The sequence below is a fragment of the Actinomadura roseirufa genome (assembly GCF_900659635.1).
Lineage (GTDB): Bacteria > Actinomycetota > Actinomycetes > Streptosporangiales > Streptosporangiaceae > Spirillospora > Spirillospora roseirufa.
In genome coordinates this window covers 1-7,769 of the sequence record NZ_CAACVB010000318.1, presented here as the reverse complement: position 1 = coordinate 7,769, position 7,769 = coordinate 1, and the positions used below count along the sequence as shown (strand labels likewise).

Sequence of the window (7,769 nt, the reverse complement as noted above, 5' to 3'; positions counted from 1 at the left end):
CCGAGATCTACACTCTTTCCCTACACGACGCTCTTCCGATCTGGCTCGGGCGTCGTCAGCGGCGACGCGGTGTACCAGAAGGGCTCGGCGAACCGGCCGGAGTCGATCGCGGCGGCGGCTTCGGGGTCGGCCGCGGCCCGCCGCAGGGCCCGGGCGCGGGCCGCCCGGTCGCGGTCGGTCCGCGGGACGAGGAAGCGCATGGTGGCCGTGGTCACCGCGAGGTTCTCCAGGGCCGCGGCGCGGCGCTCGGTGCCGTAGGTCGCCAGCAGCGCGGGCGGCGCCCAGCCGCGCGCCACGAACGCGATCTTCCAGGCGGCGTTCTCGGCGTCGGGCACGCCCGAGTTCAGGCCGCGGGCGCCGAACGGCGCGTACTGGTGGGCGCAGTCGCCCGCGAGCAGGACCCGCCCCGCGCGCATCCGGTCGGCGACGCGGGCGTGGAAGGTGTAGACCGACGCCCACTCGACCTCGTAGGGCCGGGTCCCGATGACCTGCCGGATGCGCCGGTCGAGGCCGCCGCTCCCCTCGCCGTCGAGGGAGAACCCGGGCGGGACCTGCCAGTCGATCCGGTACCGCGAGCCGGGGCAGGGGTGGATGAGCACCTGCCGTCCCGGGTTCCACGGGGGGTCGAAGTGGAAGCGCCGCTCATGCTCCCAGCCGGGCAGGTCCGCGGCGAGGTCCACGATGAGGAACCGGTCGTCGAAGCTCTCCCCGGGAAGCCCGATCCCGAGCGCGTCGCGGATCTCCGGGCGGCCGCCCGTGCAGGCGATGACGTACCCGGTGCGGACGGACGTGCCGTCGGCGCAGCGCAGCGTGACGCCGTACTCGTCCTGGTCGAGGCCGGTCACCTCGCAGCCGCGCCGGATCTCCACGAGCGGGGAGCGGGCCACCGCCGCCGTCAGGATCTCCTCGGTGCGGGACTGGGAGATGTTCACGCAGGCGGGCAGCGTCCCGGTGTCGGCGAACCGCCACGAGAACAGCTCCCGTTCGTGGAGGTAGGTGCGCGCCGTCGTCCACGCGAGCCCCTCGGCGGCGATGGCGTCCGCGCCGGCGGCGGCCCAGATGTCCAGGACGTCGCGCTGCTGGCAGATCGACCGGGATCCGGTGCGCTCGGGCTCGGGGCGGCGCTCCAAGACCAGCGCGGGCACGTCCCAGCGGGCGAGCAGCAGCGCGGCGGTCAGCCCCACCGGCCCCGCCCCGACCACGACGACGGGGTCCATCGGCCTCCCTTCTCCGGGACCGGTCAGTCCTGGAGCCGCGCCCAGACCTCGCGGTCGCGCTCGGCCGTCCAGATGTGGGGCCGCTCGACGCCGTGGAGCTCGTCCCACAGCCGGGAGACGTCGAACGGCAGGCAGTGCTCGAAGATCGGCCAGCCGCCGTAGGCGGGGGCGAGGGCGGCGTGCACGGCGGTGAAGGCGTCCTTGAGGGTGCCGCCGCCGGTCCGGACGCCGTCCACCTCGCGGAGCATCGTGGCGAGGAAGTCGCGGGTCTGGGCGACGGCGGCGCGGACGGCGTCGCGTCCGTGCGCGACGGCGCCGCGGCCGCCGATGAGCGTCTCGGCCCCGAACGAGGCGATGTGGTCGAGGGTGCCGGACGCCCAGTCGCGGTGGAAGGCGTCGCCGGTGTACAGGGCCGCCTGGGTCTCGACGAGGTCGCCGGCGAACAGGATCCTGTGCCGGGGCAGCCACGCGACGATGTCGCCCTCGGTGTGGCCGCGCCCGCAGTACGCCAGGTCGAGGTCGCCGCGGTCGCCGCCGAGGTCGATGGTGAGCGTGCTGGAGAAGGTGACGTCCGGCCAGGTGAGGCCGGGGATGCCCGCCGGGTCCTTGAACAGCCGCGGCATCCGCCCGTACTCCGACTCCCAGTCCTGCGCGCCGCGTTCGGCGATCAGCGCCCGGGTGCGGTCGTGCGCGACGATGACGGGGGCGTGGAACGCGCTGGCCCCGAGCGTCCGCACCGCGTGGTAGTGCGACAGGACGAGGTAGCGGATCGGCTTGTCGGTGTAGGTGCGCAGGACCGCCAGCCAGTCGCGGGCGGCGGCCGGGGTCGCGAGCGCCTCGAAGCAGACGAGGAAGTCCTCGCCCTCGACGGCGCCCACGTTCGGGTCGCCCTCGGCGGTGAGCGCGTACACCCCGTCGGCCAGGACCTCCAGCGTCTGCGTCTTCTCGCCGAGGTCCGCGGACGACGCGAACGGTCTGGGCATCGGTGCCCCCTCGCACTCGTGGCCGCGCCGCCCGCCGCGGCGCGTCCGTCACGCCCAGGCTTTCATTCCACCGCGAGCCGGTCGATAACCGTCCGGACCGGGACTACACGGCGGGCGGGACGATCCAGGTCTCGTGCAGGTGCCTCCACAGCAGCCCGCCCGGCGCCGCCGCGTCCCGGACGAGGAGCACCGTGCTGCGCCGCGCGGTCCGGCCGGACGGCGCGTCGTGGTGCTCCTCGTAGACGGCGGCGACGAGGTCGTCGCGGGCCTCCACGACCCGGACGGCGCGGATCTCGATGGTCAGGCCGGGCACGGTGCCGTGCGCCCGCTCCAGGCCGTCCATGAGGGGCCCGAGCGGGACGGCGTCGCCGTCCGGGCCGTGCAGCGTGAACCCCGGGGCGTGCCGCGCGGCCAGCGCGGCGAACGCGTCGCGGGGGGCGTCACCGCGCAGCCATGCCTCGATGAGCCGGTGGTGGTCGTCGACCTCCCGCTCGGCGAGCGCCTCGGTGGCGGGGATGTCGCCGGTCATGCTTCCTCCGGTGGACGGGGCCGCGTGGCGGCCGGGACCATCAGGGTAGGAAAGATCGTGACTGGATCGCGCGGAAGGGGGGCCCGTGTCCCGGGAGAGGGGTCCGCAGGGCCGCCGAGGCGGTGCGGGCACGCCGCCGCCGGCCACCGGGCGGCGCGGGTGAATGCCGCCGCCGGGCTTGCCGCCGTGCTGGTGCTCACCGCGGCGACCGGCTACTTCGTCGCGCAGGAGTTCGCGTTCGTCACCGCCGACCGCCCGCTGCTGGAGCAGCGCGCGGCCGAGGGCGACCGGGGCGCGGCGCGCGCGGTACGGGTGATGGAGCGGCTGTCGTTCATGCTGTCGGGGGCCCAGCTCGGGATCACCGTGACGGCGCTGGTGGTCGGGTTCATCGCCAAGCCCGCGCTGGCCGACCTGATCGCCCCGGCGCTGCGGGCCGCGGGCGTGCCCGCGGGGGCGTCCGGCGGGGTGGCGGTGGCACTCGGGTTCGCGCTCGCGACCGTCGTGCAGATGGTGCTGGGCGAGCTGTTCCCCAAGAACCTGGCATTGGCCCGAGCCGAGTCCCTGGCGCGCGCGCTGGCCGCCTCGACCCTCGTCTACATGGCGACGGCGGCGCCGCTGATCCGGCTGTTCGACGCGTCGGCGAACCGGCTCGTCCGCGCGGTGGGCATCGAACCGGTGGAGGAGCTGCACCACGGCGCGACGCTGGAGGAGCTCGGCCACATCATCGGCGAGTCCGGCGAGCAGCTCGCGGAAGGCCACGCCGACCTGCTCGAACGGGCGCTGGTGTTCTCCGACCGCGACGCCGAGGAGGTGATGGTCCCCCGGGTCGACGTCGTCACCGTCCCGGCGTCCGCGCGGGCGGACGAGCTCAGCGAGATCATCATCGCGAGCGGCCACTCCCGCTACCCCGTCGTCGGGGAAGGTGTGGACGACGTCGTCGGGGTCGTCGGGCTGGCCGAGCTGATCCGGCTGAGCCCGCCGGACGCGGCCCGCACGCCCGTCGGCGCGCTCGCCGCGCCGCCACTGCTGCTGCCCTCGACGCTGCCGCTTCCGGAGGTGGTGCAGCGGCTGCGCTCGGCCGGGACGCCGCTGGCCTGCGTGGTGGACGAGTACGGCGGCTTCGCCGGGTTGATCACCTGGGAGGACGTCGCCGAGGAGCTGGTCGGGGAGATCACCGACGAGCACGACGCGGAGGAGGACCTCGCGGTCCGCAGCGGCGAGTGGTGGACGACCGACGCGGGCCTGCGCGTCGACGAGGTCGCCCACGAGACCGGCATCGCGCTGCCCGAGGGCGACTACGAGACGGTCGCCGGGCTGCTGCTGCGGCGGCTCGGCCGGATCGCGGTCCCCGGGGACGTCGTCACCGTCGAGCTGGCGCCGACGCGGCTGGACGAGCCGCCGCGGACCGCGGTCGTGGAGGTGCTGACCGTCCACCGGCACGTACCCGAGCTGATCCGGGTGCGCGCCACCGTGGAACCCGCGGAGCCCGGGGAGGCGGAGCGGTGAACCTCGGCCCGGGCTCCCTGCTCACCCTCGCGCTGCTGGCGGGCAACGGGTTCTTCGTCGCCACCGAGTTCGCGCTGGTCGCCGCGCGGAGACCGCGCCTGGAGCGGTCCGCCGCGCGGGGGAGCCGGGCCGCGGCCGCCGCGGTGGCGGGCATCGGCGAGCTGCCGCTGACCCTCGCCGGAGCGCAGCTCGGCATCACGATGTGCTCGCTCGGGCTCGGCCTGGTCTCCGAGCCGGTCTTCGCCGAGACCCTGGCGCCGCCGCTGCACGCCCTCGGGCTGCCCGGCGGGGCCGCGCACGCCGCCGCGTTCGTGCTGGCCCTCGCGCTGGTGACGTTCCTGCACATGGTGGTCGGCGAGATGGCGCCCAAGTCGTGGGCGATCGCCGAGCCGGAGCGCTCGGCGACCGTGCTGGCGCCGCCCTTCCGCGCGTTCACCGCGCTCGTCCGCCCCGTCCTCGCGGCACTGAACTCGGCCACGAACCTGATGCTGCGCGCCGTGCGGATCCACCCCGCCGACGCGCGGGAGGTGTCGCGCACACCGGAGCAGCTGCGCAGCATCGCCGAGGAGTCGCGGCGCCTCGGGCTGATCGAGCAGAGCGACCTGACGCTGCTCACCGCGGCGCTGGAGGCGCCGCGCGCCCCGCTGTCCGGGCTGGTGGTGCCGGTCGAGCGCATCGTGTGGGCGGCGGCGGACGCGACCCCGCAGGAGGTGATCGACATCGCCGCCCGCGACGGCCGCACGCGGATCATGCTGCGCGGCTCGGTGGCCTCCTCGGGCGCGGTTGGCCGGCCCCGGATGGTCCACGTGCGGGACGCCTACCTGGCCCGCGCCCGGGGCCGCCCGACGCCCGCCGGGGAACTGGCGCACCCCGTCCCGGCGCTGCCCCTCGCTACCCCGGTGGGCGAGGCCGTCGCCGCGCTGCGCGCGCGGCACAGCAGGCTCGGCCTCGTCGTGGCGCCGGACGGCCGGGTCACCGGACTCGTCAGCCTGGACGACCTGCTCGCCACGCTGCTCACCGTCGGCTGACCCTGCTCCCCCACGGACGAACGCGTCAACCGTGGTTGACAATCCGGCTCGCGTCAACCTACGTTGACACCATGAGCGATGGAGTGACGCTCGCCCAGGAGGCGAGCAGCCGGGACCCGGCCGTCGGGCTGCGGGCGGTGCGCGAGCTGCGCGAGCTGGCCGAGCGCCTGGAGGCGCTGCAGGTGGCCGGTGCCCGCGAGAAGGGCTGGTCCTGGCAGGAGATCGCGGTCTGCCTCGGCGTGAGCAGGCAGGCCGTCCACAAGAAGCACGGCGGCGGGCGGCGCCTGCGCACGAGGGAGCGGTAAGGGATGTTCGAACGTTTCACCGACGGGGCCCGGTCGGCCGTCAACGACGCGCAGAAGCAGGCGCGGGCCCTGAACGACCACCACATCGGCCCCGAGCACCTTCTGCTCGCGCTGCTGGACGGCGACGACGCCACCGCGCACGCGCTGCGCGGGGCCGGCCTCGACCTCGCCGACCTGCGGGCGCGCGCCGTCCGGCACAGGCACGCCGCGGGCGACTTCCTCGACCCCGAGGCCCTGCGCGTGATCGGCATCGACCTGGACGCGGTGCGCGAGGCGACGGAGGGGACCTTCGGCGCCGGCGCCCTCGACGTCCCGGCCGAGCGGCTGCGCCGCGGGCCGAAGGGGCGGCCGGGCCGCCGGGCGAACGGGCACATCCCGTTCGACCCGCGGGCCAAGAAGTCCCTTGAGATGAGCCTGCGGCACGCGCTGCGGCTCAAGCAGAGGCACATCGCCACCGGGCACGTCCTGCTGGGCGTCCTGCACGACGAGCACTCCGCGGCCGCCCGGCTGGCGGCCGAGGCGGGCGCCGACCTCCGCGCGCTGCGCGCCACGATCACCCGGCTGCTCACCGCCGAGGCGGCCTGACCTCCCCCGCCGACACGGGCGCCGGGACCCGTGTGATTACTTGGGGTGATGGGCGGACTCCTGCGATCCCTGCGCGGCGGCCTCCCGGCCGGCCGGCTCGTCACCGACCCGGACGTGATGTCCGGCTACGCGCACGACCGGGCGCGATGGGCGCCGCACGGGACGCCCGTCGCGCTGGTGCGCGCCGGGTCGGCCGAGGACGTGCGGACCGTGGTGGCCGCCTGCGCGGAGCACGGCGCGCCGCTCGTCCCGCGCGGGGCGGGCACCGGCCTGTCGGGCGGCGCCAACGCCCTGGACGGCTGCGTGCTGCTGTCGCTGGAGGAGATGGACGAGATCCTGGAGATCGACCCGGTGGAGCGGCTGGCGGTCGTCCAGCCGGGGGTCGTCGACGACGCCCTGCGGATGGCCTGCGCCGAACGCGGCCTCTGGTTCCCGCCCGACCCGGCCGGCTCGTCCCGGTCCACGATCGGCGGGAACGTCGCCACCAACGCGGGCGGCGTGTGCTGCGTCAAGTACGGGGCGACGGGCGACCACGTGCTGGCGGTGGAGGCCGTCGTCGGACGCGGTGAGATCGTCCGGCTCGGCCGCCGCACCGCCAGGGGCGTCGCCGGGTACGACCTGTGCGCGCTCATGGTCGGCTCGGAGGGCACGCTCGGGGTCGTCACGGAGGTCACCCTCCGGCTCCGCTCCGCCCGCGCACCCGAGCGCACCATCGTCGGCTACTTCGACGACCTGGGCTCGGCGGGCGCGGCGGCCGCCGCCGTCACCGCCGCCGGGATCGTCCCGAGCGCCCTGGAGCTGGTCGACCGGCACTGCCTGCGCGCGGTCGACGCCTGGCGGGACATGGGCCTGTCGGCGGACGCGAACGTGCTGCTGCTCGGCCGCACCGACCTGCCCGGCCCGGCGGGCGAGGAGGAGGCGGACGCGATGGTGCGGCTGTTCCGGGACGCGGGCGCGACCTGGAGCGACCGCTCCGCCGACGAACCCGAGGCCGAGTCGCTGTTCACGGCCCGCCTGCTCGCCTACCCGGCCCTGGAGCGCCTCGGTCCCGTCCTCACCGAGGACGTTCGCGTGCCGCGCGCCCGGGTCGCGGAGATGCTGACCCGGATCGAGGCCGCCTCCGACGAGCACGGCGTCCCCATCGCCATCATCGCGCACGCGGGCGACGGCAATCTGCACCCGCTCCTGCTCGTCCCGCCGGACGACGCGGACGCGCGGCGGCGGGCCGGGCGCGCCTTCGACCGGATCGTCGCCGATGCCGTCGCCCTCGGCGGCACCGTCACCGGCGAGCACGGCGTCGGGCTGGTCAAGCGCCGCGGGCTGCGCGCGGAGATGTCCCCGCCGGTCCTCGCCCTGCACCGCGCGGTGAAGGACGCCCTGGATCCGGCGGGCGTCTTCAACCCCGGCAAGATCCTCGGCGAGCCCGGCTGAGCGTCGCCCGCCCCGGGCCCGCCTCAGCCGCCGAAGTAGCCGGCGAGGGCCGCGGCGCAGGCCGAGCGGCGCGCGGGGTCGTCCGGGAAGCGCCGGGCGCACTCGGAGACGACCCACGCCGGAGTGGTGCGCGGGCGGGGTCGCGCGTGGTGCGGCCGTGCGTGGTGCGGCCGCCCGGACGGCGG

Annotated in this window: 8 protein-coding genes; 5 read left to right on the top strand and 3 right to left on the bottom strand. The window is 76.0% G+C overall.

The genetic code is table 11. The annotated features are described in order from the left end of the window. Positions 1-20: 20 nt before the first annotated feature. From E1291_RS45485 to E1291_RS36435, 3 genes are all read right to left on the bottom strand, one after another. Positions 21-1,217 (bottom strand): FAD-dependent monooxygenase, encoded by a 1,197-nt coding sequence (locus E1291_RS45485; RefSeq protein ID WP_131742609.1) that lies wholly within the window; start codon positions 1,215-1,217, stop codon positions 21-23. A gap of 23 nt (positions 1,218-1,240) precedes the next feature. Then, positions 1,241-2,200, bottom strand: a complete 960-nt coding sequence (locus tag E1291_RS36440) for an MBL fold metallo-hydrolase (protein ID WP_131742608.1) — start codon at positions 2,198-2,200, stop codon at positions 1,241-1,243. Positions 2,201-2,303: 103 nt separating this feature from the next. Next, positions 2,304-2,729 carry a DUF4440 domain-containing protein gene (locus E1291_RS36435; RefSeq protein WP_131742607.1) on the bottom strand — a complete coding sequence of 142 codons (426 nt, stop codon included), beginning with the start codon at positions 2,727-2,729 and terminating at the stop codon, positions 2,304-2,306. Between the two features lie 159 nt (positions 2,730-2,888). Between E1291_RS36435 and E1291_RS36430 the strand changes: the two genes are divergently transcribed. The 5 genes from E1291_RS36430 to E1291_RS36410 all read left to right on the top strand — a co-directional run bounded on the left by E1291_RS36430 (position 2,889) and on the right by E1291_RS36410 (position 7,584). Then, on the top strand, positions 2,889-4,235 hold the full coding sequence (locus tag E1291_RS36430) for a hemolysin family protein (RefSeq protein ID WP_131742606.1): 1,347 nt from the start codon (positions 2,889-2,891) through the stop codon (positions 4,233-4,235). Continuing rightward, positions 4,232-5,263 carry a CNNM domain-containing protein gene (locus E1291_RS36425; RefSeq protein ID WP_131742605.1) on the top strand — a complete coding sequence of 344 codons (1,032 nt, stop codon included), beginning with the start codon at positions 4,232-4,234 and terminating at the stop codon, positions 5,261-5,263. Before E1291_RS36430 ends, E1291_RS36425 begins: the two co-directional genes overlap by 4 nt. 71 nt (positions 5,264-5,334) lie before the next feature. Continuing rightward, positions 5,335-5,568 carry an RNA polymerase subunit sigma-70 gene (locus tag E1291_RS36420; RefSeq protein ID WP_131742604.1) on the top strand — a complete coding sequence of 78 codons (234 nt, stop codon included), beginning with the start codon at positions 5,335-5,337 and terminating at the stop codon, positions 5,566-5,568. 3 nt (positions 5,569-5,571) lie between these two features. Next, positions 5,572-6,153 (top strand): Clp protease N-terminal domain-containing protein, encoded by a 582-nt coding sequence (locus E1291_RS36415; RefSeq protein ID WP_131742603.1) that lies wholly within the window; start codon positions 5,572-5,574, stop codon positions 6,151-6,153. Positions 6,154-6,201: 48 nt separating this feature from the next. Next, positions 6,202-7,584: an FAD-binding oxidoreductase gene (locus E1291_RS36410; protein WP_131742602.1), complete on the top strand. Its 1,383-nt coding sequence runs from the start codon at positions 6,202-6,204 to the stop codon at positions 7,582-7,584. The last annotated feature ends 185 nt before the right edge of the window (positions 7,585-7,769 follow it).